Origin of the sequence: Brevibacterium linens ATCC 9172 (assembly GCF_900169165.1) — a bacterium.
GTDB lineage: Bacteria > Actinomycetota > Actinomycetes > Actinomycetales > Brevibacteriaceae > Brevibacterium > Brevibacterium linens.
Window position 1 is genome coordinate 1 of the sequence record NZ_FXYY01000037.1, and the last position, 25,639, is coordinate 25,639.

Genomic DNA, 25,639 nt, shown 5'->3' on the forward strand with positions numbered 1-25,639 from the left:
GGGGATCTGGTCGTACTGAACCAGGAAAGACCGGATCTCTGCCACGCTGTATCCAGTAGTGATGGTCATGGTTAGTGTTCCTCTCAGTGTCAGACTGAGTGACTCACAACCAGCCTGACAGAGAGGGACGCATGCACTTCGAACACGCGGTTGTGGATACCGCAGCGTTGTGGCCGCGTCGTGACCGCCTCGGCGCACGCATCCTTGCGCTGAGAACTCGGCTGTAATCGAGCACCACGCGGGTCCGGAAGCACCGGTGACTCGAGCGCCGTGGACTGTTGACAGCCGGCGGACTCGGACGTCCCATGGGTGTGGATGCCGAGGGCGAGTCCACAGGCGGTTGAGGAGGCCTTGTCAGAGTCCCATGCGCAGCGACAGTCTTGCCGCATGTACAACGTGGTCCGCACCAGTGAACTCAGGGCGCGTGGGGTGCAGAGCAGATGCATCCGTGACGCCAAAGACTGCTGCCTTTTGGCACTCACTCAAGGGATGTATTCGGTCATCGCCCGCTGTGCGAATCCCAGACATGGTGCGATAGCGGAGTTCATCACGGATGAAGCGTGGATTCACAGAGTCGTCGAGCAGACCGACCCGGAGTCGGGGAGGCCTCGTTTCGAACTCCTCGACATGTTCGAGAAGCTGCGAGTGGCTTCGTACCCGCACTACCGATTCGACGACGTGATCTGGGGAGTCTCCGCCGCATTCGTCCATGACCTTCCGCTGCATCGACCGCCTCGGGGGAAGGTCTTCATCGCTCATCCGACGAGGCGGCACAGCAGTGCCGATGTGTCGAGGACCTCCAAGACCATTCCTGATGAGGGCGTCGTCCGCATCGGCAAGATGGCGCTCACCTCGCCCATTCGCACTGCATTCGACCTCATCGGCCAACTCGGTGAACCGGAGGGCTTCGCCGCGCTGGAGTCGTGTCTGCGCAGATCGACATTCGGTTCCGACGCAGGAGCGGACGCAGCGGCCAGGTTCGGTTACCCACCGGACACGCTGGCATTGGCCGAGCGCCGAATCGCCGAGGAATTCCTGCCCGTGCTGGGCCGACTCTCAAAAGGCCAGGTGAGAGCGCAGCGCTTGCTGTCGGCGATCGGTCCGCTGTCGGAGAGCTACGGAGAGAGTCGCTTCGCGTACATCCTCACGCAGCTGAGGCTGACCGGATTCAGTCAGCAGGCCAGGATCTGGGATGGTCACACAGTCATCGCTCGTGTGGACTTTCTGCACAGAGAATCGCGGACGATCGTTCTCGTCGACGGCTTCTCCAAATATGCCGACAACGGAGTTCAGCTGATGCGCAAAGAGGTTCGTCAGTACAATCGGCTGCTGGAGCTGGGGTACCGAATCGTCCGTCTCAACTTCACCGAGGTGACTCACCTTGAAGAATGCGCAACCAAACTCTTCGGGCAGGCACCGCACCTGAGGAAGTTCATTGCTCCACGAGTGCGTTCCCGAGCTCGCACCCAACCACGGCACCAACTGCTTGAAAATGCAGATGCCCCGATCGAAGTCACTGCTTTCACACTTTGAACCCGCGAATGTCGGATGCGCCTCGGGCGACACGCTGTAGACTGGTCCGAGTCGCTGACCACGGCATGATCGCACCGGGCCCTGCCTGGGCGAACAGTTCGAATTCGGTGGCGACGTGCGGGCGTAGCTTAATGGTAAAGCTTCGGCTTCCCAAGCCGACGACGCGGGTTCGATTCCCGTCGCCCGCTCTCATACTGCGCAATCACACTTCCTGTGCCAGCGATCCGAGACCCACGTTGCGGGGCGATCGCCGCTCGCAGCGCGTGCCGCCGCGGTGGTGTCGGACCTGACCGGTGCACCAACTGCTTCGAAATGCAGATGCACCGCTCGAAGTCACTGCTTTCACACTTTGAACCCGCGGTTATCTCTGGCACCGCCCCGCAGCCTACGGGCGCCCGGCGAACCGACCCAGCAGCTCGACGTGCCCGGCGACGATGAGCAGGTCCTGTTTGCCCACCCGCGTCGTCGGGTCGGCGTAGGTGAAGTCGCGGCCGGGACTCTTGATGCCGACGATTGTCACACCGTATTTGTCGCGAACACCGGACTCGCTGAGGGTGAAGCCCTGGATCTCTCGCGGCGGACGCATCTTCACCACGGCGAAATGGCCCTCGTCGAACTCGATGTACTCCATCATCCGCGAACTGACCAGGTGAGCGACGCGGCGGCCGGCATCCGACTCCGGATAGAGCACGTGGTGGGCGCCGATGCGGTGGAGGATCTTGCCGTGCGACGGCGAGATCGCCTTCGCCCACACCTGCGTCACGCCCAGGTCGACGAGGTTGGCCGTGGTCAGCACGCTGTCCTCGATCGAGGTTCCGATGCCGACGACGGCGGTAGAGAAGTCACCGGCACCCACCTGGCGCAGAGCGTCGATGTTCGTCGAGTCGGCCTCGACGACGTGCGTGAGTTTGCCGCTCCAGTCCTTGACGAGTTCGGGATTGTGCTCGATGGCCATCACCTCGCGACCGAGTTTGGCCAGAGTCGCCGCGGTCGAGGATCCGAAGCGTCCCAGTCCGATGACCAGGATTGAGGTGTGTTCGTTAGCCAACGACCGGCCTTTCCTCGGGGTAGCGGTAGAGACGGGCGGAGTCCTGCATGGACAGAGCAGCCGCAAGTGTAATCGTACCGAGTCGGCCGATGAGCATGATCACCGCCAGCACATAGAGGCCGAGATTCGGTGAGGATGCCGATACTCCGGAGCTCAGCCCGACGGTGCCGAAGGCCGAGATCACCTCGAACAGGACCCGATCGAGCGGTTCGGAGCTGATCTGAAGCATTGCGAGCGTGCCGACGAAGACGATCATCGCACCCGTGAGCAGGATCGAGATCGACAGTTTGATCGTCGAGGAGGTCAGCCGCCGACCGAATACGTGGACGTCTTGCAGGCCCCTGGCCTCGGCGAATGCTGCCAAAATGAGCACTGCCACTGTTGTCACCTTGATTCCGCCGGCCGTCGAGGACGATCCGCCGCCGATGAACATCATGAGGTCCATGAGCAGGTGCGACGCCTGACTCATGTCCGCGATCTCCATCGTCGAGAACCCTCCCGATCGCGGCATCACGGCCATGAACAGGACTTCGATGAATGTGTGACCGGCGTTCTTATCGCCGAGCGTCGCCGGGTTCGCCGACTCGAACAGCGCCAGCAGCAGCAGCCCGACGGCCAGGACCGCCGTCGTGGTCGTCAGAGTCAGCTTCGTATGCAGATCCCAGCGGCTCGGCCGATTCCAGAACATCGTGACCATGAGCACGACGGGAAAGCCCAGCGACCCGACGAACACGCCGACCATGATCAGCGACAGGATCCATGGATCGGAGGCGAAGTACGCCGCCCCGCCTTCGTGGATGGTGAAACCGGCGTTGTTGAAGGCCGAGATCGAATAGAACACCGAGTACCAGATCGAGTCGCCGAGCGATTCCCCGCGGATGAGAAACCGTGGGAACAGCAGCACCGCGAGGATCGATTCGGCGGTGAAGATGGTGATGACCACGGCCTTGAGCAGCGAGCCGACCTGACCCAGATTGAGCGCCGAGGTGGCCTGCTGAGCGATCAGTCGCTGCCGGACTCCCAGCCTCCTGGAGACAGCCATGCCCAGCACCGAGGCGAGGGTGAGGATTCCGAGACCGCCGACCTGGATGCCGGCGGTGATGATCGAGATCCCGAAGTCTGACCAGTACTCCTCCGTGACGACCGGGGTCAGCCCGGTCACGCACACGGCGGAGACCGCCACGAACACCGAGTTCGCGATGTGTGTGGCCTGGTCGACTGAACCGGGGTCGCGCATGCTCGCCGGCAGCATCAGCAGGATCGCGAACGCCGCGACGACGGCGACGAAGGACCCGATCGCCAGTTGTGCCGGTGAGGCCACGGCGAGGTCGTCGACGAAGTCACGGACCCACCGGCCCGGCTTCAGCAGCCAATCGAGGCGCGGCGAGGAATTCTTGGACACAATCACCATGGTAGAGCCGGTGGCCCCGGAATCGGCGCAAGTGAGCTGCGCCATATAGCATGGTGGGCATGGCCGAAAATGATGTGTATGTCGTTTGGGACGACGAGGTGACCGGTTACAACTTCGGTCCCAGCCACCCCATGCACCCTCTCAGGCTCGACCTGACAGCGAAGCTCGCCGAGGACTTCGGGCTCTTCGACGCGGACAACGTCCACGTCAATCCCATCGGAGAGATCGATGAGGCCAAGCTCGCCCGCCTCCACGACCCCGACTACATCGCCGCCGTCAAACAGGCCGGCACCGCTGAGGGCCTCGATGAGCAGGATGCGAACAGGTTCGGAATCGGCACCGAGGATGTTCCCGGGTTCGAGAATATGCACACCGCCTCGGCGCTGCTGTTCCAAGGCAGCGTCAACGCCGCGAACGCTATCATCTCCGGTGACTTTCGCCGGGCGGTGAATTTCTGTGGTGGAATGCACCACGCGATGCCGGGCAAGGCCAGCGGGTTCTGCGTCTACAACGACGCAGCCGGAGCGATCACCCAATTCCTCGAAGCCGGATACGAGCGCATCGTCTATCTCGATGTCGACGCCCACCACGGTGACGGTGTCGAGGCGTTCTTCTGGGACGACCCTCGAGTGCTCACGATCTCGATCCACGAATCGGGGAAGTTCCTCTTCCCCGGCACCGGGTACCCCGCCGATATCGGCGGACTCAAGGCGGCCGCCTCGGCGGTGAATATCGCACTGCCCCCGCGCACGGGCGACGCGGACTGGCTGCGCGCCTTCGACGCCACCGTCCCGCAGATCGTCGCCGCCTTCGAACCCCAGGTCATCGTCTCCCAGCACGGCTGCGACGGTCACAGGGAGGACCCGCTGACCCATATGCGCCTGAGCGTCGACGCCATGCGCACCGCTGCCGAACGCATCCGCGATCTCGCCGTCGACCACGCCGACGGGCGGTGGCTGTCGGTCGGGGGAGGGGGATACGCGATCATCGACGTCGTGCCCCGCGCCTGGACGAATCTCCTGGCGGTCGCCGCCGGACTCGATATCGATCCCGGAGCACGGATTCCCGGACGCTGGGCCTCCTACGCCCAGACGAAGACCGGAAGGGAGGCGCCGCTGTCGATGACCGACGGATTCGACGGAGCCTTCGAACCCTGGTCGAAGGGATTCGATCCCGAAGCGGAACTCGACCGTGCCGTGATGGGCACCCGGAAGAACACCTTCCCCTTCTTCGCCCTCGACCCCTACTTCGACTGAGCGGCGCCGGTCGAGAGGTGCCGCCCCGGTCGGAACCGAGTCCCGCGTCGCCCGCACTCGTCTTGTGCTTTGCTGCTCACATCATCTGAGTCGAACCCGATCCCCGCTGTCGCGCGGATCGTCTGGCTCGGCCGTTGTGGATCTGGACACAGTTTTGGGAAAGCAGGCGGCCAAGCGATAGAATTGCACGGTTAGTTCAATGGGTGGGCACCTGAAGTTCACCCTCCACCGACAAGCACAAGGGGTACCCGAGTGGGCTCAGTCATCAAGAAGCGCCGCAAGCGTATGTCGAAGAAGAAGCACCGCAAGCAGCTTCGCAAGACACGTCACCAGCGTCGCAACAAGAAGTAAGACCCAACGGTCCTACGCCCCCGCTCGAGTGATTTCTCGGCGGGGTTTGTTGCACCCGATGAGGAGTGAGCCATGGTCGACCTGACCTTTCTCACGCGTGTCGACTGCCATCTGTGCGCTGAAGCGCTGCAGACCGTCACCGAGGTGGCCGCGGGCAGAGACGTGACCGTGACCGAGATCGACATCGACACCGATGACGATCTGGCCGCGCAGTACGGCTGGGACGTTCCGGTCGTTCTCCTCAACGGGCGACAACACAGTTTTCATCGAGTCGATGAGGATCGGCTGTCCAAGGCGCTCGACGCCTTGGGCGCATGAGATCGATTGAAATTGAAGGAGTGAGGCGGATTCGTGGGCGAGATTCTGTCCGCCAACAGGATTGAGGGTGTCGTTCGCAAGGACGTCCCCGAGCGCGTGATATCCCGGCTCCCGATCTATCTGCAGACCGTCGAGACGGTCGCCGCCACCGGCCAGGACACAATTTCGTCGGAGGACCTCGCCGCGCGCAGCGGTGTGTCCCCGTCGATTCTGCGCAAGGACCTGTCTCAGCTGGGGCGATCGGGAACCCGCGGGGTCGGCTACTCCTGTCCGGAGCTGACCGCGACCCTGCGGACGTTCCTCGGCCTCGACCGCGACCGGCGCGTCGCCATCATCGGCGCCGGACGCCTCGGTTCGGCGTTGGCCGACTATGCCGGATTCCGGCGCCGCGGTCTGGAACTCACCGCCGTGTTCGACATCGACGAGGAGAAGATCGGCACCTCCATCGGTGCCCTGACCGTCTCCTCCCTGGACGACCTGCCCGCCTGGTCCGAGCACATCGACCTGGTGGTCATGGCCGTCCCCGCAGCCGCGGCATCCGCGGCGGCCCAGAAGGCCGTCGAAGCAGGTGTGCGCGGCATTCTCAATTTCTCACCCACCGTGCTCGACGCACCGGATACCGTCCGTGTCCATCAGGTCGACTTGGCCAGTGAGCTGCAAGTACTCGCATACTATTCGGCGCTGGACACGGCACCGCTCAACCCTGGTTTTGAGGAGCACAGGAATTGACTCTCTTGGTTCTCGGCATTTCACATCAGTCGGCTCCGATCGACATGCTCGATCGCATGGCCTTCGGCGCCGGTGAGGTCGGCACTCTGCGCCGCGACGCCCTGGCCGGAGAGAATGTCGAAGGACTCGCGGTGCTCTCGACGTGCAATCGTCTCGAACTCATCGCCGATGTCTCCGCCTTCCACGGGGGACTGGCCGACCTCGGCAATGCACTCGTGTCCTCGATCGACAAAGAGTGGTCCGATATCGCCGGGCACTTCTACGCGCACTACGACCATCAGGCCATGGAGCACCTGCTCAGGGTCGCCTGCGGGCTGGACTCCATGGCCATCGGCGAAGCTCAGATCCTCGGTCAGCTGCGCTCGTCGTTCACGGAATCGCAGTCGGACAAGGCGCTGACGTCCGAACTCTCCCAGGCTCTGCAGCAGGCGCTGCGGGTCGGCAAGCGCGCCCATTCGGAGACCGACCTCGGCGACGTCGCGCGGTCCCTGTTCGGCGCCGGCATCGAAGCCTCGGCCGCGCATATCGGATCCCTGCGCGCCGCCAATGCCCTGGTCATCGGTGCCGGAGCCATGTCGGGCCTCGTGGTGTCCGGACTGCACAAGGAAGGCGTCGCCCACATCACCGTGCTCAACCGCACGCTGGACAAGGCCGAACGCCTCGTCGCCGAGGTGGGCGGACGCGCCCGTGAACTCACCCCGCGGATCATGGCCGAAGAGATCGCCGACGCCGACCTCATCGTCTCCTGCACCGGTGCTCGCGGAGTCGTGGTCAGCCGTGACGACATCGTCGCCGGGCTCTCACAGAACCCCAAGGGTGCCGCGAACAAGGCCTTCATCGATCTCGCCCTTCCGCACGACATCGACCCCAGCGTCCGCGAGTTCGAACATGTCGCCCTCTTCGGCCTCGGCGAGATCCGCGAACTCCTGCGCGGGTCCGACAAGGAACGCGACGCGAAGGTCGTGAGCACTGTCGAAGAGGTGCGCTCCATCATCGCCGCCGAGCTCGAGAACATCGCCACCGGCTACAGGGAGCGTTCGGTCGCTCCGACCGTGACCGCGCTGCGCTCCCACGCCAAAGATGTGCTCGCCTCCGAGACTCAGCGCCTGGAGAAGAAGCTCGGTGACTCGGTCGACGAGAAGTCATTCGCAGAGATCCGAAAGTCCCTGCATCGGGTGGCGGAGAAGCTCATCCACACCCCGACCGTGAAGGTCAAGGAACTCGCTGTGACCGAATCCGAGGTCGACTACGCTCAGGCGCTCATGCAGCTCTTCGACCTGCCGGTCAACAAGGTCGCCCATGCCAAGACCGCTCCGGAGACGAAGGTCGCGACGGCCGCCAGTGCACACCATGTCGAGGCCGACGGCGTCCGTCCGGTCGCCGATCACACCCTCGACATCGTCGAACCCGAACACTTCACCGGTCGCACCGTGCGTCTGGGCACCCGCCGGTCCCAGCTGGCCCGTTCTCAGTCCACGGCGATCGCTCACCAGATCGCGGCGCTGACCGGTTGGCGCGTCGAGATCGTCGAGGTCGTCACCGAGGGCGATGTCAACATGTCGCCGCTGGCCGGTTTCGGCGGCACCGGAGTCTTCGTCTCCGCCGTCCGGCAGGCCCTTCACCAGGGCAAGATCGATCTGGCCGTGCACTCGCTCAAGGACCTGCCCACCACCCCCGAGGCGGGAATCCAGATGGCAGCCATCCCGCCGCGCGTCGACCCGGCCGATGTCCTCATCGGCCGTGACGGGCTCGGTCTGGCTGACCTTCCCGCCGGGTCCGTCATCGGCACCGGCTCGCCGCGTCGTGCCGTGCAGCTGCGTGCGGCACGTCCCGATATCGAGGTCCGGGGTGTGCGCGGAAACGTCGACACCCGCATCGCCCACGTCCGCGACGGTCGCCTCGACGCAGTCGTCCTCGCCGCCGCCGGGGTGCGTCGCATCGGTCGGCTCGCCGAGGCCACCGACTCGCTGGGCTTCGACGTCATGCTTCCGGCGCCCGGCCAGGGAGCACTGGCGGTGGAGACACGCAGCGCCGACAGTCCCTTCGCCACCACCGCGGACATCCTCGACGGCGACGCCGAGGTCCGGGCCGCTCTGCGTCGGATCCACGACCAGACGACCGACCTCGCCGTGACCTGCGAACGGGCGATCCTCTCCCGCGCCGAAGCCGGCTGCTCGGCTCCCATCGGCGCGCTGGCGAAGATCCAAGGCACCGAATTCATCGTCGACGCCGTCATGGCCGATGATGACGGCAAGCTCGCCCGTACCCGTCAGAGCGCCGAACTGCCTGCTCTCCTCGACGTCGACTGGAGCACCGCCGGCGAGCAGCAGCTGTCGGTGACCGAGAAGGAACTGGCCCGAGTCGCGGACGAACTCGGCACCGCCGCCGCCGAGGACCTCCTGGGCAGGCTCGGCATCGATCCGGCAGCCAGCGCCGATCACCTCACCCCAGTCAAGGTTCAGGAGCAGGGATGAACAGCCAACCGACAACGGGCCAGGTGCAGCCGCGCCGACTCCTGCCGGCAGCCCCGCGCGTCGTCTTCATCGGCAGCGGACCCGGCGAATCGGGTCTGATGACGATGCGCGGCGCCGAAATCCTCGCCACCGCCGAAACCGTCGTCTACGACGCCGATGTCCACTCCGAGATCGTCACCGCTTACGTGCCGCAGGCCGCCACGCTCATCGATGCCGCCGACCTCGGAGTCGCCGCCTCGACCCGCGGCCGGCGCATGGCCGAACTCGCCCGCCCGGACAAGACCGTGGTGCGGCTGAGCTCGGACGACGGAATCATCTTCACCACCACGACCGCGGAAGCCGGAGTCTGCCGCAGGGAACAGGTCGAGGTCGAGATCGTGCCCGGAGTCGGACTCTCCGCCTCGACCGCGGCCTACACCGGAACCGCGCTGACGACCAACCGCGTCCGATCCGTGCGTTTCATCGAAGCCGGACCGCAGACCCACGTCGACGTCTCTCGCCACCGCAACACCACCCATGTCCTCACCGGCAGCGCCGCCGCTCACGAACAGGCCATCGAGGCACTGCTCGCCGATGGCTGGGACGAGGATACGAAAGTCCTCCTCGGGTGGGGCATCTCCACGGTCGAGCAGACAAGCGTGGAGACGACCTTGAGACAGGCGCTGTCCATGGCGCAGACAGGTTCGGATCGTATGGTGGTGATCATGGGACAGGGAGTGGAATCCAGAGGAGAACTCAGCTGGTTCGAATCCAAACCGCTCTTCGGCTGGCAGGTGCTCATCCCACGAACGAAGGAACAGGGGACCTCCACGGCAGAAGCCCTGGCCGAACTCGGTGCAGTCGGCACCGTCGTGCCCACCATCGCCGTCCAGCCGCCGCGCACACCGACCCAGATGGAGAAGGCGATCCGCGGCCTCGTCGACGGATCCTACGAATGGGTCGGATTCACCTCCGTCAACGCCGTGCGCGCGGTGCGCATGTGGTTCGAAGACTTCGGGCTCGACTCCCGGTCGATGGCCGGAGTCAAGGTCGCAGCCGTCGGAGGCCGTACCGCCGCAGCGCTGGTCGACTGGGGAATCACCCCCGACCTCGTCCCCGATGGGGAGCACTCCGCACGTGGCCTGGCCGCAGCCTGGCCGGACTTCGTCGATGACATCGACCCGATGAACACGGTTCTGCTGCCCCGCGCCGACATCGCCACCGAGGTGCTCGTGGCCGGGCTGCTGGAGAAGGGCTGGGACCCCGACGACGTCACCGCCTACCGCACGGTCCGCGCGTCCCCGCCGCCGGCGCCGATCCGCGAATCGATCAAGGCCGGCGACTTCGACGCCTTCCTGTTCACCTCCTCATCGACGGTGCGCAACCTCGTCGGCATCGCCGGCAAACCCGCACCCACCTCGGTGATCTGCTGCATCGGCCCGGCGACAGCGAACACCGCGGCCGAACACGGGCTGCGCGTCGACGTCCTCGCCGAGGAAGCCAACCTCACCTCGCTCATCGACGGACTCGTCGATTTCGCACTCACCCAGCGCGCCGACGACGTGGAAGCCGGGATCTCCCCGCAGCGTCCGAGTCAGAAGCGCCGCAGAAGGAAGGCCTGACATGTCATTGGTTCCCGGAACCGTCCGTCCCCGCCGACTGCGGTCGAGCCCGGCACTGCGCCGGCTCGTCTCCGAGGTGCGCGTCCATCCCTCCGACCTCATCCTGCCGATGTTCGTCAAGGAGGGGCTGAGCGAACCGCTGCCGCTGAGCGGTATGCCCGGAGTCGTCCAGCACACGCTGGACTCCCTGCTCGAGGCCGCCCGGGAAGCGGTGGCGGCCGGAGTCGGCGGACTCATGCTCTTCGGCATCCCCGAATACAAGGATGAGATCGGCTCACAGGCCGATGACCCCGACGGCATCCTCAACCGGGCGCTGTCGCTGCTGGCCGACGAATTCGGCGATGACACCGTGATCATGGCGGACCTGTGCCTCGACGAATTCACCTCCCACGGCCACTGCGGAGTCCTCGACGAGGACGGTGCGGTCGATAACGACGCCACCCTCGACCGCTACGCCTCGATGGCGCTGGCCCAGGCCCGCGCGGGAGCTCACGTGCTCGGCCTGTCCGGCATGATGGACGGTCAGGTCGCCTACTGCCGCGAAGCTCTCGACGCCGCCGGATTCACCGACGTCGTCGTCATGGGCTACACCGCGAAGTACGCCTCCGCCTTCTACGGTCCCTTCCGCGAAGCCGTCGATTCCGAACTCCAGGGCGATCGGAAGACCTACCAGCAGGATCCCGCCAACGGCCGTGAGGCGATGCGCGAACTCGGCCTCGACCTCGCCGAAGGCGCCGACATCGTCATGGTCAAGCCGGGGCTGCCGTATCTCGACGTACTCGCCGAGGTGGCTCAGGAGTCCATAGTGCCAGTGTGGACCTACCAGGTGTCCGGAGAGTACGCGATGATCGAATTCGCGGCCGCCGCCGGAGCCATCGACCGGGAGAAGGCGATCGAGGAATCTCTCATCGCCTTCAAACGTGCCGGATCCGATGCGATCCTCACCTACTGGGCCACCGAGGTCGCCCAGCGCCTCCAGGTGGAGGCCGCCGGCCACATGTCCGACCGCGACGCCCGCGGAGGCCGGTGATGACCGAGCCTCGCTGGCTCTCGGCGGTCGACCAGAGAGCCTGGCGCAGCTACCTCAACGGCTCTCAGCTGCTCAGCACACAGCTGGACAAGGAGCTGCGTGAGAAGCACGGCATCGGCCTGCCCGAATACGAAATCCTCGTACGTCTGTCCGAACACGACGACCGGACGATGCGAATGGCGCTGCTCGCCACCGACACGACCATGTCCCGATCCCGGCTGACCCACTGCGTCGCCCGAATGGAGAAGCGCGGACTGCTCGAGCGTTCCGCCATCCCCGAGGATGGCCGTGGGGTCAACTGCGTGATGACCGAGGCCGGATGGCAGCTGCTGCGGGCCGCGGCACCCGATCACGTCGCCGGAGTCCGCAGCCACCTCGTCGATCTTCTCGACCCCGAGGAGATGGAGACCCTGGGGCGGATCTTCACCAAAGTCTTCGACCATATGACAGACATCGACGGCTCCTGAACCGTCCCCACGCATAACTGAGAACGTTCCCGGGACGAAACCCCAACCGCCAAGAATCAGAGGAGAACCATGACGACAGCAGAGACGAACGGTCACACCACCGATCGGTCCGCCGCCCTCTTCACCCGCGCCGAGGCGGTCATCCCCGGCGGAGTGAACTCCCCGGTCCGCGCGTTCAAGGCCGTCGGCGGCACCCCCCGTTTCATCACCGAGGCGACCGGTGCGTGGCTGCGCGACGCCGACGGCAACGACTACATCGACCTCATCGGGTCCTGGGGCCCGATGATCATGGGCCACTCTCGCCCCGAGGTCGTCGCCGCCGTCCAAGAAGCCGCCGTCAAGGGATTCTCCTTCGGCACGCCTTCGACCGGTGAGGTCGAACTCGCCGAGGAGATCGTTCGCCGCGTCGATCCCGTCGACCAGGTCCGTCTCGTGTCCTCGGGCACCGAGGCCACCATGTCGGCGATCCGTCTGGCCCGCGGTTACACGGGACGGTCCAAGGTCGTGAAGTTCGCCGGCTGCTACCACGGTCACGTCGACTCGCTGCTGGCCCAGGCCGGCTCCGGACTGGCCACGTTCTCTCTGCCCGACACCCCCGGAGTCACCGGCGCCCAGGCACAGGACACGATCGTCGTCGACTACAACGACGCCGCCGGTCTCGAAGCCGTATTCGCCGAACACGGGGCGGACATCGCCTGCGTCATCACCGAGGCCAGCCCCGGCAATATGGGCGTAGTGCCTCCCCGCGACGGTTTCACGAACACCATCCGTCGGCTGACCAAGGAACACGGTGCGCTGATGATCAGCGACGAAGTGATGACCGGTTTCCGCGTCTCCGCCGCCGGTTGGTACGGCTATGAGTCCGAGACTCTCGGCTACCCAGAGGGCCCGGCCGACCTGTTCACCTTCGGCAAGGTCATGGGCGGCGGCTTCCCGGCAGCGGCCTTCGGCGGTCGCGCCGAGATCATGGCCCACCTCGCCCCATCCGGCCCCGTCTACCAGGCTGGGACGCTCTCGGGCAATCCGGTGGCCACCGCTGCCGGACTGGCCACGCTCAAGCTGACGACCGAACTCGACGTGTACTCGCACATCGGTCGTGCCGCGGACGCTCTGCGCCCGGCCGTCGTTGCCAGCCTGGAAGCCGAGGGCGTCGCCCACGCCATCCAGTCGGCGAACTCGATGTTCTCCGTGTTCTTCACCGATACCGACGTGACGAACTACGAGCAGGCACGGGCTCAGAACGTCGGCCGCTACACCGCCTTCTTCAACGCCATGCTCGATCAGGGCATCCATATGCCCCCGAGCGCGTTCGAAGCCTGGTTCCTGTCCTACGCCCACACCGATGAGATCCTCGATCGGATCATCAGCGCCCTGCCGGCGGCGGCCAAGGCTGCGGCCGCGGTTCCGGAGGCCGGGAAGGCGCAGTGATGACCACCATCCACCTCGTCCGCCACGGCGAAGTCGACAATCCCGACGGCATCCTCTACGGACGTCTGCCCCATTTCGGTCTCACCGAGCGCGGACACGAGATGGCTGTGCGCGTGGCCGAGCACTTCCATGCCGCGCCCACTCGTCCCGTCGAACTCGTCGCCTCCCCGCTGCTGCGGGCCCAGCAGACGATTCGTCCGCTGTCGAAGTCCCTCGACCTGCCGGTGTTCGACGACGATCGGGTCATCGAGGCGGCGAATTCCTTCGAGGGACAGAAGCTGGGCGTGCGTCGGTTGGCGGAGCCGAAGAACCTGGTGCGCCTCTACAACCCGCTCACCCCGTCCTGGGGAGAGCCGTACAAGCAGATCGTGCTGCGCATGCGGGCCGCGATGGCCAGTCTGAGAGCCAAGCTCGACCGCCACGGTCCGGACGCCGAAGGAGTCATCGTCTCCCACCAGCTGCCGATCTGGATGAGCCGCCTGTCGGGGGAGGGACGCTCACTCGTCCACGACCCGCGCAGACGCGAATGTGACCTGGCTTCTATCACCAGTTTCACATTCGATTCCTCCACACTGGTGTCCGTGAGTTATGAGAGCATCTGTGCCGATCTGCAGCCGGGCACCGCGGTGGCGGGAGCATGAGTTTCGGACGCCATTCCCTCAACCGTCGGGCCCTCTTCACCTCGGCGCTCGCCGCCGGAACGGCCCTGGCGCTCAGCGCCTGCAGCGAGAACGATGAGCTGGCCGATCAGGCCGGATCCGACCAGGGGTACGTCTCCGGCTCGGGAGTCGTCTCGCAGGTGGCGGCCGAGGACCGCGGCGAACCCCTCGATCTGAGCTTCGAGACCCTCGACGGGAAGTCCATGTCTCTGGCCGATCTGCGTCCCACCCCGGTGGTCGTCAACCTCTGGTACGCGGCATGCCCGCCGTGCCGGAAAGAAGCCCCGGACCTGAAGTCCGTGTCCGAGGAATTCGGGGACAAGGCCCAGTTCATCGGCGTCAACGTCCGCGACCAAGAGGCTGCGGCCAACGCGTTCATCCAGAACTACCAGGTGCCGTACCCGAACATGCTCGATTCGAACGGTGAGATGGTGTCTCTGCTCTCCGGAGTCCTGCCCCCGCAGGCCACCCCGTCGACGGTGGTCCTCGACGCGAAGGGCCGGGCCGCGGCCAGAGTCGTCGGTGAGATCGATGCCTCGACTCTCAAGGGACTCATCGAGGACGTGCTGGCCGAGTGAGTGGACTCGGGGCGGACTTCGCCCAGACCGTCCTCTCCGGCCCGCTGCTGATGGCTGCCGGCGCAGCGGCCCTGGCCGGACTCGTCTCGTTCGCCTCCCCGTGCGTGCTGCCCCTGGTTCCCGGCTATGTCGGGTACGTCACCGGTCTGTCCGGTTCTTCGCTGAGGGACAAGCAGACGTGGCGAGTGGTCGTGGGCATCAGCCTGTTCGTCCTCGGCTTCACCGTCGTCTTCGTGCTGCTGGGGACCAGCTTCTCCGCGCTGGGAGCGCTGTTCTCCCAATGGCAGTCGGTCATCCTCCGCGTCCTCGGCGTCATCGTCATCCTCGCCGGTTTCGTGTTCATGGGCGGATTCGGTCTGCTGCAGAACGAACGTCGCATTCGTGCCAGACCGAAGGCCGGACTCTGGGGCGCACCTGTGCTCGGAGCGACCTTCGCCCTCGGGTGGGCGCCCTGTGTGGGACCGACCCTGTCGGCGGTGCTGAGCATGTCGGTGAGCTTCGGCGGTGACGGGATGATCTGGCGCGGAGCGCTGTTGGCCTTCGTCTACTGTCTGGGCCTGGGCATCCCGTTCATCCTCCTGGCGCTGGCGATTCACAAGGGCGCGGGGCGACTCGTCTGGGTGCGGAAGCATCAGACCGCGATCGTGCGGGCCGGGGGCATCATGCTCATCATCCTCGGTGTGCTCATGGCCAGCGGCGTATGGAACATGTGGATGACCTCTCTGCAAGGTCTCATCAATGGATTCGAAGTGGTGATCTAGTGGCGGGCTCAACCGAAGGCTCGGAGAAGACACAGCCGAAATCGGGTGCGAAGACGACGGCGAAGCAGGGAGACAAGCCTGCCGCGAAGTCGACCGTGACGCAGCCGCAGCTCGGGTTCATCGGCATGTGCCGGTGGGCCTGGACCCAGCTGACGACGATGCGTGTGGCACTGATCCTCCTGCTCATCCTCGCCCTCGCCGCGATCCCCGGATCTCTGCTGCCGCAGCGGATCCAGGACCCGGGCCGGGTGAACACCTTCCTGGAGAACAATGGTGCCTGGGGGCAGTTCCTCGACACGATCCAGATGTTCGATGTCTACTCCTCGGTCTGGTTCTCCGCGATCTACCTCCTGCTGATGATCTCCCTCGTCGGCTGCATCATCCCGCGGACGAAGCAGCACTGGAAGGCGATGCGCTCGTCCCCGCCCAAAGCACCGAGGCGGCTGTCCCGGATGCCCGGATACGCCGCCTTCACCTCGGCGCAGGCAGACGCAGAGGCCCGTGAGGATGCGGATGAGGCGTTCCTCGACGCAGCGGAGGCTCGGCTGAAGAAGTCGGGGTACCGCATCAACCGGCAGTCCGATCACATCGCCGCCGAACGCGGCTATCTCCGCGAGACCGGCAACCTCGTCTTCCACATCGCGCTGCTCATGGCAACCCTGACGATGGCGATCGGATCGCTGTTCGGCTATGAAGGTCAGCGCATCCTCGTCGAGGGGGAGACGTTCTCGAATTCGCTGGTCTCCTACGATTCCTTCGAACCCGGCTCCTACTACGATGCCGACAATCTGCCGGACTTCCGGCTCAAGCTCGATTCCTTCACCTCCACCTTCGACGATCAGGCGGCGGGCAACCAGTTCGGTCAGCCGCGCACCTTCGATGCGAAGGTGACGACGTCGGCGGACGGGACGACCGAATCGCACGTCCTCAAGGTCAACGAGCCGGTGCGCGTGGGCGGCGTCGGCGTTTATCTCACCGGCAACGGCTACGCCCCCGAGGTGACCGTGCGTGATGCGAAGGGCGATATCGTCCAGTCGGGTCCGCAGGTGTTCATCCCGGACGGCGGAGACCCCGGCTACACCTCCGAAGGCGTCATCAAGGTCCCGGACTCGGCCGGCACGCAGATGGGCTTCGTCGGGGTGTTCCTGCCGACGGCTGCGCAGAATGAGGACGGGGAGCTGATCTCGAGCTTCGCAGAGCTGCGCAACCCCTACCTCGTGATGAGCGGGTACACCGGTGACCTCGGCCTCGATTCTGGAGTCCCGCAGTCCGTGTACTCCCTCGACGCGGAGAACATGACGGAGATGACCGATGAGTCGGGCAACCCGCTCGTCATCCAGCTTGCCGAGGGGGAGACGCAGAAGCTGCCGAACGGCGGTTCGGTGACCTTCGACGGAGTCAAGAAGTACATCGCCGTCGACATCTCCCAGGACCCGACACAGGCCCTCATGCTCATCAGCGCGATCCTCGTCTTGGCTGGGCTCGGCCTGTCCCTGTTCATTCCCCGCCGACGCGTATGGGTGCGGATCAAGAACGGCGACGCCGAGGTGGCCGCTCTGGCCCGCGGTGAGGATCCGATGGTCGAACGCGCCGTCGACGGCCTGGTCAAGGACCTGCGTGATCCGGAACCCGATGAAGGTCAGCACGGTGACGATGACGAAAGATGAACCCGAAGTACTACGCGGAGTAGAATAGCCGCGGAGTGCGCGTCGCCGGTGGCTTCGTCACGGAGTCGGCAGGGCGCGCACCGACATATGGTCAGACAGAGAGTCTGGCAGCAGCAACCTGCGACAGAAGAGCACTTCAGCGGTGCGGAGGATGAATGGACGTCAACACTGACCTCGCAATGTGGTCGAACCAGCTGATCATCTCGGCGATGATCGTCTACGCCGTCGCCATGATCTTCTACGCCTTCGATCTCTTCGGCGCGCGTGAGCTCAAGACCTCCGAAACCGAGGTCGCCACCTCGGCCAAGGCCACCACGGTGCGGCGGACGAACCGGAAGACGGCGACAACTGCCGTCCTCGACCGGCCCGGCGACGACGACTCCGCGACGGTGAAGTCGTCCCGGAAGAACATGCACCGCGGAGCCCGCATCGGCACCTCGCTGCTCGTGCTCGCCATGCTGCTGCACGTCGGCGGGGTTCTCACCCGGGCCCTGTCTGTCTCCCGTGTGCCGTGGGGCAACATGATGGAGTACGTCCTCACCGCCACCGCGATCACCGTCATCGTCTTCCTCGTCGTGCTGACGAAGAAGGACGTGCGCTACCTGGGAACGTTCGTCTCCGGGGGAGTGCTGCTGTGCCTGGGACTGGCGATCACCGTCTTCTACACGCCTGCCGCGAAGCTCATCCCGGCGCTGGATTCGTACTGGATCGCCATCCACGTGCCGATCGCGATCCTCTCGACCTCACTCCTCTACATCTCTGCGATCCTCGCAGTCTTCCAGATTCTGAAGAGCGTACACGAGACCAAGGACCCGAAGTGGCTGCGGTTCCTGCACCGTCTGCCCTCGAGCACCGACCTCGAGCGGATCTCCTACCGGATCGCGGCAGTCGGCTTCATCACCTGGACGTTCACACTCATCGCCGGTGCCATCTGGGCGGAAGTGGCCTGGAGCCGTTACTGGGGCTGGGATTCGAAGGAGATCTGGACGTTCGTCGTCTGGGTCATCTACGCCGCGTACCTGCACGCACGTGCGACTCGCGGTTGGGGCCCGACGAAGGTGGCCGTGCTCAACCTCATCGGCATCGCCTCGGTGATCTTCAACTTCACCGTCGTGAACATGTACTTCAACGGCCTGCACTCGTACTCCGGGCTCGACTGAAGCGCTGGGCCGCTCTCAAGGCCGCTCTGACGTCCAGCACCGGGAGCCACCGCCTGCACCGGGCGCCATAACTGCTGTCGGCCCAGTCTGAGGCGAACAGCCCATGTTTGAAACTGGGCTCTCCGCCTCAGACTGGGCCGTCTGCGTGCTGGTTCGATGCCGTGATCAGGCGGCGGACGACAGTTTCGGCTCGGGCTGCTCTGAAATCACCACGTTCCTCGGTGAGCCGTTCAGAGAAAAGTGTGCCTTCTCGCTGGATCGCAGAGTGGCAACGCACCTGCGGTGTCGATGCCGTCGTCGAACAGCGGCGGTGCGAAAGGGGAAATCAGTTCGGACGGCCGCGGCCGTCGCCCTTGGTGCCCCGGTCGTCGGAGTCGGCTGACGTATCAGCGGAGGAATCCGCGGGATCGCTGTCATCATCCGGCTTGGCAGAATCATCGCGCGGAGGCTTCTTCTCGTCGTTGTCCTGAGCCGGAGGCGCATGCTTGCCGAGCTTGAGTTCGCGATCGACCTGTCGCAGATAGTCTGGATCATCATCAGGGGCGGCCTGACCGCGAAGGCGGGTGCCGCGGGTGGGCTTGTCTTCCGAACCGCGTCCGAACAGATACCAGAGGATGAACCCGAGGACGGGAATGAAGAGGATGATGAGTGCCCATACAGGTTTGGGCAGGACCCGAATCAGACCCCGATCGCGCAACAGGCAATCGAAGAGTCCGTACAGTGTCACCGCTGCCGCCAGGACGATCGCGGCAATGAGTAGTCGAGCCATGCAACAAGGATAGTCCACCAACCTGAGCGCGGCCTCCAGCGAGCGGTGACAAGACTGTCACGATCGGAGGCTAAAATGAGTTCAATGCGCACCTTCTGGCTCTACACACTCGCTCGCTTCGGCCTCATCATCGCCGCTGGCCTCGTTCTGTTCCCGTTCCTCGGCTTCAATCTCGTCATGGCGATCGCCGCCATCATCATCGGCGCGCTGCTGAGCTACCTCTTGCTCGGTAAGATGCGCGCCCAAGCAGCGACCGAGATCGAAGCAAAGGTCGCCAAGCGAGCCTCCAAGCCCAAGCGCGTCGGCGCCGATGAAGCTGCAGAAGATGAGATCGTCGAGGAGCGCCTCGGAGAAGACGGCGACCAGTCCAAATGAACTTGTGGCTCAGCCTAATGAGCTGCGGCTCGGCTGAGGCGGCCCAGATCCGAATGAGCCGGGGCCTTTCAGCGCGCTGAGCCTTGGAACGCCAGGCGACTGAGCCTTGGAACACCAGGCGTCAGCACTGAAATGCCTCAGAGCGCCAGACCGAGACCCATCAGTGCGGAGAAGGCCAAACCGGTCAATCCGGTGGATTTGATCGGCGGAATCAGGCCAGGGCCCGTTGTGCCGCTGAGTACCGTCTTGAGTGGGTTGAGTGCTGGGACGAGGGCGAGGATCGCCAAGGCCACGGCCGGATGTCCGTCGAGGATCGCCAGCGCCAGCAGCGCGAACGGCAGCAGCACGAGCACCGCATAGGCGATGCGTGCGGCATTGTCGCCCATCCTCACGGCCAGAGTGATCTTGCCTGCCTCGATGTCTGTCGGGATATCGCGGAGGTTGTTGACCATGAGCACAGCCGAGGCCAGAGAGCCGATTGCCACGGCACCGGCCCAGCCGCTGAGGCTGAGATGACCGACCTGCATCCACATCGTGCCCAAGGTCGCCACGAGTCCGAAGAACACGAACACGAAGACCTCGCCGAGGCCCATATAGCCATAGGGCCGTCTGCCACCGGTGTAGAACCAGGCGGCGGCGACGGCTGCGGCTCCGACGATGAGGAACCACCAGGCCTGTGAGATGAGGATGAGCACGATGCCCGCGACCCCGGCCAGGCCGAAGAAGATGAAGGCGGCCCGTTTGACCTCGTGAGGTTCGGCCAGCCCGGTTGCGGTCAGCCGGACCGGTCCGACACGTTCGTCATCTGTCCCGCGGGTGCCGTCGGAGTAGTCGTTGGCGTAGTTCGAGCCGATCTGCAGGCACAGGGAGACGAGGAGAGCGAGGAATCCGCGCAGCAGGATCTGTCCGAAGCTGACGTGGTCGTCCTTGCCCGAGATGTCGTCGAGGATGAATGCGGTGAATCCGCCGAGCGATCCGATCGCGGCGCCGGTTCCGATGAGGACGGGTGCGAGAGCCAGGGGCAGAGTTCGCAGTCGAGCTCCAGAAATCCACTGGGCGGCATCAGCCATAGTCCTCGCTCACCTTCCTGTCGAATTGTGGAGCCGTCTCATGTTACCGGTAGTTCGCCGGTATGGGTATTCGCATCACGCGCGATGAGATCGGCGGCGATGCGGGCCGCCGCCTGGCGATCGGGTTTGCCGATCGACCGGTTCGGAATCTCGGCCACCGGGAAGACGAGCTGCGGCAGCAGCTGCCCCGTCATCCCGTGATCGAGGGCGTTGAGCCTCTGTGCCGATGCTCGCGGATCCTCGGCTCCGACACCACCTCCGCCGTCGGCGAGGCGGACGAGCGCGACGATCCGTCTGCCCCATTCCTCGTCGGGCACCCAGGTCACGAGCATCTCCTCGATTCCCGCCTTCTGCCAGCTCGGCAGCAGGCCGGTCTCCAGGGCGTGCGGGGAGACGTTCGTGCCCCCGGAGACGATGATGTCATCGGCTCGACCGAGCACGCTGAGCACACCGGAATCGATCCGACCCAGATCGCTGGTGTGCATGATCCGCCGTCCCGCCTCGTCGACGGTGAGAGCGGGGGAGTCGACCGGTGTGATCGCTCCGTCGGCGCCGATCTCGACGTAGCCGGCGGCCACGACGGGCCCGGTCAGGTCGATCGTCCCCGCGTCGGTGATGGTCACCTCGACCCCGTCGAAGGGCACCCCGTCATAGACGCAGCCGCCCGCCGTCTCGCTCATCCCGTAGGTCCGCACGATCGCCAGTCCCGCGGCCTCGGCGCGGTCGAGCAGTGACGGTGAGATCGCCGCTCCGCCGAGGAGGATGTGCGAGATCCGTCCGGCTGCCTCGGTGGCGAGGCCGTCCTCGAGGATCCGGTGGAGTTGGGTGGGCACGATCGAGGTGTACGTCGGTCGGTCGCCCGCCCGTTCCACCAGGGCGGTCACCTCGGTGGCGAAGGACTGGGCGGTGAACCTCGCCGAGGCGGCCCTGACCGGGGCGCGGCCCGCCAAGCGGGCGCGCAGCTCGACTTGGAGCCCGGCGATGTGGTTGACCGGCAGGCACAGGTGCCAGTCGCCGGGCCCGGAAAGGAACCGTTCGGTCGCCCGCGCCGAGGCGGTCAGCGCATCAGCTGACAAGGCCACTGCCTTCGCCGTCCCGGTCGATCCGGAGGTGAAGAGGATGAGGGCCGGGGCTGGACCCTGCCCTGCCCACAGACTGGGTGCCGCCTCGGTGACGGCACCGTCCCGATCCGATGGAAGGATGAGGATCGAGGTCCCGGCGAGTGCCCGGTCGATGGCCTCGGGCAGCTCGGCGGCTCTGAGCTGACGCCCGTTGACGATCGTCTCGGACACTCAGCTGTACCTGCGGACAGTCTTGCAAGGCGCAGACTGGTGTTGATCGTGTTCGAGCGGTTGAGCTGACCAGGGATTGTGGTCCTGGTTGCGTTTGCAGAGATTGATCACTTAAAGCTCTTTTGCGGACTCTGTGCGGACTGGCCGGAGGTACTCGATTCTATCGCAATGGGCGCCCCGCGTTGTCAGCGCGGTGGAAGACATGCAACCGGCAGCCATGTGCGGAGTCGTGACTTCCGCGCCGCGTGGATCAAGGCAGCAGATGAAGCGTCGATAGATCCCCACCTCCGGGATGGCTATTGACAAACGATAGATATCTATCGAAAATCGATGTATGACTTCCTTTTTACCACGTCCGCCCTTGTCCCTCATCGTCGCGACAGAGGCTCTCCTGGGCGTAATGTTCGTTGTCGGCCTCGGAGCGGTGTCCTTGTTGCCAGGATTCGCGACAGCTCTCGGGGCAGAGTTTCCGGAGTTCGCGGGCCTTCGTGGTCCACTGCTTGCCCTGGGGATCACGTTCATGGTGGTCGGTCTCATTGCCTTGGCCATGCTGGCGTTGCTCGTCTGCCGTATCTATACCGGTTCCGTGCTCGAGCGCCGGTCGCTTGTCTGGGTCGATGTGCTTGTGGGTGCGTTCGTATTCGCGGCTGTGCTGATCGTTGTGGGATTCGTTGTGATCAGCATCGGACAGGCGGGAAGTCTGTTCCTGGCGATCATCCAGGTTCTGACGTGCTTGAGTTTCGTGGTGGTTGCCTGCGTCACTCTTGTGCTCAGAACGCTTTTGAACAGTGCGATCGGGATGCGTGCTGAGTTGGCCGCGGTGGTGTGATGGCCATCCACATCACTATCGACCGAATGTTGGTTGAGCGGAGGATGAGCGTCGGCGAGTTCGCGGACGCGATCGGTATCACCCCGGCCAACGTGGCAGTGTTGAAGAATGGGCGCGCGAAAGCGGTGCGTTTGTCGACATTGGACGCGATGTGTCGTGTCCTTGAATGCCAGCCTGCTGACTTGCTCCGATACGAGCACGACTGAACCGGGCGAGGATTTGCAACGGGCGACGCATCTGCCAGCAGAGGACCGGGAAAGCTGACGGGCTCAACCGTCGCTCGCCTGTTCTGAAGAGAGGTTTCGACCTGTTCTCAGTAGTACCAGGGGAACGCCTGGACTGGCGTTGACTGGTGTTGGGAGTGTTTGAACACTAGAGCTGACCAGGGGTTATAGCGTTGGCTATGTTGACTGAAGTTGGTCATTTCCGACTCTCTTGCGGACTCTATGCGGACTGTGAAGATGCTGTGGGGCCAGTGGTTCCATTGTCGCACCCTCCAAGCCGGATGTGCCCAGGGGGCAGTGTCTTTCGAGCCTGATGCTCATCCACGTCGTGGGCGGCGACTTGTTATGAGATCGTGGTTTTTACTGACGAAAAGGCCTTTCAAAGCAGGCATAATCGTTTATATGACGGCTATGGCTTTTGATGAGGTGTTTGACCGCCTCTACTTCTCAGCAACGAGCGAGCACGACAAGGGATCAAAGTTCGAAGAACTCCTTGAGTCTTACCTCCAAACGGAACCGAAGTACGCCGACCAGTTTTCGAAGGTCTGGCGATGGCAGCACTGGCCAGGCCGTGAAGGGCGGGTCGACACCGGTATCGATCTTGTCGCCGAGGACCGTTATACGGGTGAGCTCGTCGCGATTCAAGCAAAGTTCTACGATCCCGAGCGAAAGCTTGAGAAACACCACATCGATTCGTTCTTCACCGAACTCGGTAAGGAACCATTCGCTCGGGGCATGATCGTGTCATCGACCGATCAGTGGTCATCACATGCAGAGGCCGCTCTCGCCGGTCAGACGAAGGAAGTTCAACGCATCCGGTTGCGAGACTTCGCTGAATCCACCATTGACTGGTCGGTCTTTGACCTTGACCGACCCCACGAGCTGACAGCCAAGCCAGGCAAGCAACCGCGCAAGTATCAGCGCGAAGCCATTGATGACGTCATCGACGGCTTCACCGAAAATGATCGTGGAAAACTGATTATGGCTTGCGGCACAGGAAAAACCTTCACAGCGCTTTCATTGGTCGAGCAATATGTCCCAGCGGGAGGCAGTGTTCTCTTCCTCGTACCGTCTATTGCGTTGTTGCAGCAGTCGCTGAATGAGTGGACGGCGCAAGCGAACGTTCATCTGCGGCCTTTCGCTGTTTGTTCCGATACTTCGGTGGGGCGGAAGCAATCTGAAGATGTGTCCGTCCACGATCTTGGATTCCCTGCCACTACTGACCCGAAGAAGTTGGCGGCACGTTTCAATATTTCGACCGGTGACGAGTCGGTCAGCGTGGTGTTCTCCACTTACCAGTCCATCGATGTCATCCATCAGGCTCAGCAGGCAGGTACCCAGCGCGGCGAAGCCGGGTTGCCCGGGATGGGTGCATTCGACAAGGGGTTGCCTGACTTCGACCTGGTCATCTGCGATGAAGCCCACCGCACTACTGGACCTGGACGGGCACGTCTACGTCGACGGCGCGATGGGCGAGGACGGTGGAATCGCGCTGAGCCAAGCCCAGCGCGAGGGTTTCGAGAAGTTCGTCATCGTGCTCACGCAGGAACGCTCGTACCGGAAGGTGCCGCAGCGTTTCCCCTCGGTCTACCGCCAGGTCTTTCGCCGGTACCCGGCGCTGGGGGAGGCGCTGCTGACCCGGTGGGCAAGGTACAACGAGACACGTGAACGCATCTTCGCCCTCGAGGAGGAGGGTAAGGCACATGTCTTCGCCCCTGAGCGCATGCCGGTCGACAACGGCACCCGCGATCTGCGCCGCCTCGCTGCTGCGCACCGGATGGGGCTCTCTCAATCGCGTCGTGAGTTGCCGGCGATGTGCGAGTTCCTCGGGGTGAAGCAGGCGTAACGAGATGGTAGTTCGACCTGCTGGCCTGGCCGATCTGACCGGATCTAGTCCTCAGGTGTTGCGGCCTGATCGCTGAGAATGACACTTGTTCGCAATAGAACTTCCAACTGCGTGAGATTATATAGATCCGCGACGGCGACTTGGAGCGCTTGTTGGCCGAAGCGCTGGCCTCGTGCCGACGCGAATGTCGGTGAAGCCAGCTCGGGTGCCTCGGCGTGCAGTTGGTGCACCACCGCTGCAAGCCTATCCGGCAGGTCGGTCAGCTCATCGGGATTCGCGTCTTCCGTCAGTTGGCTGAATTCCACCAGTGCCTGATGGCCGGGAACCTGTTCGCGCAGTGTATTCCACGCCGAGAGGGACTCATCGGAGAGTATTCGCGAGGCCACTGTCATGAATTCCTCGTCAGCCGGCCCCAGCCCGTCCAGTGATCTGGATCCGTGCTGAGGGTGCACAGCGAGTTCGTGTGAGATTTGGGCGCGAATGGCATGCAGGCGTCTGATCGCTGCCTCGGCTTCTTCGTCCAACTCGCGCAGCTTATCTGTGTATTCGTCTGATTCCTGGTGCTGCATGTCGGCGAGATCCAAGTGGCGAATTTCTGACAGGGGGGCACCGAGCTCGACGAGTCGCCGAATTCTAAGCCTTGATCCACCGATGTAAATAGCCGGATCAAGCCGTTCGTGGAATGGAAATGCCCCTCCTGAGCTGGGAAAATGGTGATGTTCTAAGTCAACATTCCCGTTCAAGAAAGGGGCACCTCTCAGGT

General features: G+C 64.2%; 26 protein-coding genes and 1 tRNA gene. 21 read left to right on the forward strand and 6 right to left on the reverse strand.

Annotated features, from left to right (window positions below):
• Window positions 1–471: 471 nt before the first annotated feature.
• Window positions 472–1,533: a putative endonuclease domain-containing protein gene (locus tag BLIN9172_RS16715; protein WP_145997993.1), complete on the forward strand. Its 1,062-nt coding sequence runs from the start codon at window positions 472–474 to the stop codon at window positions 1,531–1,533.
• A gap of 117 nt (window positions 1,534–1,650) precedes the next feature.
• Window positions 1,651–1,721: transfer RNA gene (locus tag BLIN9172_RS16720), tRNA-Gly, on the forward strand.
• 197 nt (window positions 1,722–1,918) lie between these two features.
• Here BLIN9172_RS16720 and BLIN9172_RS16725 read toward each other — a convergent pair.
• Together BLIN9172_RS16725 and BLIN9172_RS16730 are read right to left on the reverse strand one after the other, a co-directional pair.
• On the reverse strand, window positions 1,919–2,581 hold the full coding sequence (locus BLIN9172_RS16725) for a potassium channel family protein (protein ID WP_025777778.1): 663 nt from the start codon (window positions 2,579–2,581) through the stop codon (window positions 1,919–1,921).
• The gene (locus BLIN9172_RS16730) at window positions 2,574–3,992 is read right to left on the reverse strand and encodes a TrkH family potassium uptake protein (RefSeq protein WP_240812218.1); all 1,419 of its coding nucleotides are present in this window, start codon (window positions 3,990–3,992) and stop codon (window positions 2,574–2,576) included. The genes BLIN9172_RS16725 and BLIN9172_RS16730 overlap by 8 nt, the downstream gene beginning before the upstream one ends.
• 59 nt (window positions 3,993–4,051) lie before the next feature.
• Between BLIN9172_RS16730 and BLIN9172_RS16735 the strand changes: the two genes are divergently transcribed.
• The 14 genes from BLIN9172_RS16735 to ccsB all read left to right on the forward strand — a co-directional run bounded on the left by BLIN9172_RS16735 (window position 4,052) and on the right by ccsB (window position 18,471).
• On the forward strand, window positions 4,052–5,248 hold the full coding sequence (locus BLIN9172_RS16735; protein ID WP_101556071.1) for an acetoin utilization protein AcuC: 1,197 nt from the start codon (window positions 4,052–4,054) through the stop codon (window positions 5,246–5,248).
• A gap of 252 nt (window positions 5,249–5,500) precedes the next feature.
• Window positions 5,501–5,599: a 30S ribosomal protein bS22 gene (locus BLIN9172_RS16740; RefSeq protein WP_009882927.1), complete on the forward strand. Its 99-nt coding sequence runs from the start codon at window positions 5,501–5,503 to the stop codon at window positions 5,597–5,599.
• A 72-nt stretch (window positions 5,600–5,671) separates the two neighbouring features.
• Complete coding sequence (locus tag BLIN9172_RS16745; RefSeq protein ID WP_101556056.1) at window positions 5,672–5,917, forward strand: glutaredoxin family protein; 246 nt, start codon at window positions 5,672–5,674, stop codon at window positions 5,915–5,917.
• A 33-nt stretch (window positions 5,918–5,950) separates the two neighbouring features.
• Window positions 5,951–6,646 carry a redox-sensing transcriptional repressor Rex gene (locus BLIN9172_RS16750; RefSeq protein ID WP_101556057.1) on the forward strand — a complete coding sequence of 232 codons (696 nt, stop codon included), beginning with the start codon at window positions 5,951–5,953 and terminating at the stop codon, window positions 6,644–6,646.
• Window positions 6,643–9,120 carry a glutamyl-tRNA reductase gene (gene hemA / locus BLIN9172_RS16755; RefSeq protein ID WP_101556058.1) on the forward strand — a complete coding sequence of 826 codons (2,478 nt, stop codon included), beginning with the start codon at window positions 6,643–6,645 and terminating at the stop codon, window positions 9,118–9,120. Before BLIN9172_RS16750 ends, hemA begins: the two co-directional genes overlap by 4 nt.
• Window positions 9,117–10,721, forward strand: coding sequence for a bifunctional uroporphyrinogen-III C-methyltransferase/uroporphyrinogen-III synthase (locus tag BLIN9172_RS16760; protein ID WP_101556059.1), 1,605 nt, complete (start codon window positions 9,117–9,119; stop codon window positions 10,719–10,721). Before hemA ends, BLIN9172_RS16760 begins: the two co-directional genes overlap by 4 nt.
• Window position 10,722: 1 nt before the next feature.
• The gene (gene hemB, locus BLIN9172_RS16765) at window positions 10,723–11,751 is read left to right on the forward strand and encodes a porphobilinogen synthase (RefSeq protein WP_101556060.1); all 1,029 of its coding nucleotides are present in this window, start codon (window positions 10,723–10,725) and stop codon (window positions 11,749–11,751) included.
• Window positions 11,751–12,218, forward strand: coding sequence for a MarR family winged helix-turn-helix transcriptional regulator (locus tag BLIN9172_RS16770; RefSeq protein ID WP_101556061.1), 468 nt, complete (start codon window positions 11,751–11,753; stop codon window positions 12,216–12,218). Before hemB ends, BLIN9172_RS16770 begins: the two co-directional genes overlap by 1 nt.
• 69 nt (window positions 12,219–12,287) lie before the next feature.
• Window positions 12,288–13,646, forward strand: a complete 1,359-nt coding sequence (hemL, locus tag BLIN9172_RS16775; protein WP_101556062.1) for a glutamate-1-semialdehyde 2,1-aminomutase — start codon at window positions 12,288–12,290, stop codon at window positions 13,644–13,646.
• Window positions 13,646–14,287: a histidine phosphatase family protein gene (locus BLIN9172_RS16780; RefSeq protein WP_101556063.1), complete on the forward strand. Its 642-nt coding sequence runs from the start codon at window positions 13,646–13,648 to the stop codon at window positions 14,285–14,287. Before hemL ends, BLIN9172_RS16780 begins: the two co-directional genes overlap by 1 nt.
• Window positions 14,284–14,883, forward strand: coding sequence for a TlpA family protein disulfide reductase (locus BLIN9172_RS16785; protein ID WP_101556064.1), 600 nt, complete (start codon window positions 14,284–14,286; stop codon window positions 14,881–14,883). Before BLIN9172_RS16780 ends, BLIN9172_RS16785 begins: the two co-directional genes overlap by 4 nt.
• A gap of 50 nt (window positions 14,884–14,933) precedes the next feature.
• Window positions 14,934–15,644: a cytochrome c biogenesis CcdA family protein gene (locus BLIN9172_RS16790; protein ID WP_101556072.1), complete on the forward strand. Its 711-nt coding sequence runs from the start codon at window positions 14,934–14,936 to the stop codon at window positions 15,642–15,644.
• Complete coding sequence (gene resB, locus BLIN9172_RS16795; protein ID WP_240812216.1) at window positions 15,644–17,311, forward strand: cytochrome c biogenesis protein ResB; 1,668 nt, start codon at window positions 15,644–15,646, stop codon at window positions 17,309–17,311. The genes BLIN9172_RS16790 and resB overlap by 1 nt, the downstream gene beginning before the upstream one ends.
• A gap of 155 nt (window positions 17,312–17,466) precedes the next feature.
• Window positions 17,467–18,471, forward strand: coding sequence for a c-type cytochrome biogenesis protein CcsB (gene ccsB, locus BLIN9172_RS16800; RefSeq protein ID WP_101556065.1), 1,005 nt, complete (start codon window positions 17,467–17,469; stop codon window positions 18,469–18,471).
• Window positions 18,472–18,796: 325 nt separating this feature from the next.
• Here the strand turns inward: ccsB and BLIN9172_RS16805 are convergent, their stop codons facing one another.
• Window positions 18,797–19,240: a PLD nuclease N-terminal domain-containing protein gene (locus tag BLIN9172_RS16805; protein WP_101556066.1), complete on the reverse strand. Its 444-nt coding sequence runs from the start codon at window positions 19,238–19,240 to the stop codon at window positions 18,797–18,799.
• 84 nt (window positions 19,241–19,324) lie between these two features.
• On the opposite strand from BLIN9172_RS16805, the gene BLIN9172_RS16810 reads away from it, so the two are divergent.
• Window positions 19,325–19,615, forward strand: a complete 291-nt coding sequence (locus BLIN9172_RS16810; protein ID WP_101546796.1) for a DUF4229 domain-containing protein — start codon at window positions 19,325–19,327, stop codon at window positions 19,613–19,615.
• Window positions 19,616–19,752: 137 nt separating this feature from the next.
• Here the strand turns inward: BLIN9172_RS16810 and BLIN9172_RS16815 are convergent, their stop codons facing one another.
• Window positions 19,753–20,685 (reverse strand): 1,4-dihydroxy-2-naphthoate polyprenyltransferase, encoded by a 933-nt coding sequence (locus tag BLIN9172_RS16815; protein WP_101556067.1) that lies wholly within the window; start codon window positions 20,683–20,685, stop codon window positions 19,753–19,755.
• A 38-nt stretch (window positions 20,686–20,723) separates the two neighbouring features.
• A complete protein-coding gene (locus BLIN9172_RS16820) occupies window positions 20,724–21,977 on the reverse strand; it encodes an AMP-binding protein (RefSeq protein ID WP_240812215.1) in 1,254 nt (417 codons plus the stop codon).
• A gap of 361 nt (window positions 21,978–22,338) precedes the next feature.
• Between BLIN9172_RS16820 and BLIN9172_RS16825 the strand changes: the two genes are divergently transcribed.
• The 4 genes from BLIN9172_RS16825 to BLIN9172_RS18770 all read left to right on the forward strand — a co-directional run bounded on the left by BLIN9172_RS16825 (window position 22,339) and on the right by BLIN9172_RS18770 (window position 24,876).
• Complete coding sequence (locus tag BLIN9172_RS16825) at window positions 22,339–22,806, forward strand: DUF2975 domain-containing protein (protein ID WP_170286959.1); 468 nt, start codon at window positions 22,339–22,341, stop codon at window positions 22,804–22,806.
• Entirely contained in the window at window positions 22,806–23,012 is a 207-nt protein-coding gene (locus BLIN9172_RS16830; RefSeq protein ID WP_101556069.1) for a helix-turn-helix domain-containing protein, read from the forward strand. The genes BLIN9172_RS16825 and BLIN9172_RS16830 overlap by 1 nt, the downstream gene beginning before the upstream one ends.
• Before the next feature lie 420 nt (window positions 23,013–23,432).
• Window positions 23,433–24,698 carry a restriction endonuclease gene (locus tag BLIN9172_RS16835; protein WP_240812214.1) on the forward strand — a complete coding sequence of 422 codons (1,266 nt, stop codon included), beginning with the start codon at window positions 23,433–23,435 and terminating at the stop codon, window positions 24,696–24,698.
• Window positions 24,595–24,876 (forward strand): DUF6363 domain-containing protein, encoded by a 282-nt coding sequence (locus tag BLIN9172_RS18770; protein ID WP_308297980.1) that lies wholly within the window; start codon window positions 24,595–24,597, stop codon window positions 24,874–24,876. Before BLIN9172_RS16835 ends, BLIN9172_RS18770 begins: the two co-directional genes overlap by 104 nt.
• Before the next feature lie 44 nt (window positions 24,877–24,920).
• Here BLIN9172_RS18770 and BLIN9172_RS16845 read toward each other — a convergent pair.
• Window positions 24,921–25,639, reverse strand: a 719-nt coding sequence (locus BLIN9172_RS16845) for a MerR family transcriptional regulator (protein WP_219618602.1), incomplete at its 5' end; no start/stop codon positions are given.

Coding starts and splice junctions, on each gene's coding strand:
- BLIN9172_RS16835 (WP_240812214.1), top strand. CDS start 23,433: ATGACGGCTATGGCTTTTGATGAGGTGTTTGACCGCCTCTACTTCTCA.
- BLIN9172_RS16790 (WP_101556072.1), top strand. CDS start 14,934: ATGGCTGCCGGCGCAGCGGCCCTGGCCGGACTCGTCTCGTTCGCCTCC.
- BLIN9172_RS16760 (WP_101556059.1), top strand. CDS start 9,117: ATGAACAGCCAACCGACAACGGGCCAGGTGCAGCCGCGCCGACTCCTG.
- BLIN9172_RS16805 (WP_101556066.1), bottom strand. CDS start 19,240: ATGGCTCGACTACTCATTGCCGCGATCGTCCTGGCGGCAGCGGTGACA.
- BLIN9172_RS16730 (WP_240812218.1), bottom strand. CDS start 3,992: ATGGTGATTGTGTCCAAGAATTCCTCGCCGCGCCTCGATTGGCTGCTG.
- hemB (WP_101556060.1), top strand. CDS start 10,723: ATGTCATTGGTTCCCGGAACCGTCCGTCCCCGCCGACTGCGGTCGAGC.
- BLIN9172_RS16745 (WP_101556056.1), top strand. CDS start 5,672: ATGGTCGACCTGACCTTTCTCACGCGTGTCGACTGCCATCTGTGCGCT.
- BLIN9172_RS16810 (WP_101546796.1), top strand. CDS start 19,325: ATGCGCACCTTCTGGCTCTACACACTCGCTCGCTTCGGCCTCATCATC.
- BLIN9172_RS16785 (WP_101556064.1), top strand. CDS start 14,284: ATGAGTTTCGGACGCCATTCCCTCAACCGTCGGGCCCTCTTCACCTCG.
- hemL (WP_101556062.1), top strand. CDS start 12,288: ATGACGACAGCAGAGACGAACGGTCACACCACCGATCGGTCCGCCGCC.
- BLIN9172_RS16830 (WP_101556069.1), top strand. CDS start 22,806: ATGGCCATCCACATCACTATCGACCGAATGTTGGTTGAGCGGAGGATG.
- BLIN9172_RS16780 (WP_101556063.1), top strand. CDS start 13,646: ATGACCACCATCCACCTCGTCCGCCACGGCGAAGTCGACAATCCCGAC.
- ccsB (WP_101556065.1), top strand. CDS start 17,467: ATGGACGTCAACACTGACCTCGCAATGTGGTCGAACCAGCTGATCATC.
- BLIN9172_RS16815 (WP_101556067.1), bottom strand. CDS start 20,685: ATGGCTGATGCCGCCCAGTGGATTTCTGGAGCTCGACTGCGAACTCTG.
- BLIN9172_RS16770 (WP_101556061.1), top strand. CDS start 11,751: ATGACCGAGCCTCGCTGGCTCTCGGCGGTCGACCAGAGAGCCTGGCGC.
- BLIN9172_RS16735 (WP_101556071.1), top strand. CDS start 4,052: ATGGCCGAAAATGATGTGTATGTCGTTTGGGACGACGAGGTGACCGGT.